This is a genomic window from Streptococcus sp. KR, from assembly GCF_002238115.1.
Classification (GTDB): Bacteria; Bacillota; Bacilli; order Lactobacillales; family Streptococcaceae; genus Streptococcus.
Map to the genome: position 1 here is coordinate 1 of NZ_NGVM01000104.1, position 642 is coordinate 642.

The following is a 642-nucleotide window of genomic DNA, read 5'->3' on the forward strand; positions in this document are numbered from 1 at the left end:
AATTCAGAGAAGAAAGGAGGTAGGTAGAGTTGGGGTTATTGATTAACGGTACGGACACAAGTCCGAAGCCAGATTCAAGCAGTGCTTTTCTAGACGCTTTGCTTTCAATGAGTTCAGATTCAGACTTTTATGCAGGTAAGTCAGTTTTAAGGAATCCAGATGTGTATTCAGCGGTAACAACGATCAGCAATACAATTGCTGCGTGCCCGTTCATTTCAAACACACCACTAATTTCAAAGATGCTTAACAATCCAGACGCCAGTAATGTTAGATCAGGCTTTAATTTTTGGAGTTCGGTATTAACTAATCTATTAATTAATGGCAATAGCTTCGCTTTGATTGAAAACGGTGGTCATGCTTTGAAGTTTGTTGAAAATTCTCAAATGACCGTCACGATAGATGATACTACAGGCAATGTTCACTACTACTATTCACCTAATATGCAAACAACGCAGGAGATTGCGCCTAGTAGTATTTTGCATTTTAAAATTTTATCAATGAATGGCATTGTAGGTGTCTCACCTTTGTATGCTTTGCGAGATAGTTTAGATTTACAGTCTATCGGAACTCAAACATTGAAAAATGTTTTTCAGAGTGGCATTCATGGCATGTTGAATGTCTCCAAGACTGATTTGTCAGATT

Annotated in this window: 1 protein-coding gene; it reads left to right on the forward strand. The window is 37.9% G+C overall.

Annotated elements, in window-relative coordinates; genetic code table 11:
- Positions 1–29 precede the first annotated feature (29 nt).
- Positions 30–642, forward strand: a 613-nt coding sequence (locus tag CBI42_RS11100) for a phage portal protein (RefSeq protein WP_142294122.1), incomplete at its 3' end; no start/stop codon positions are given.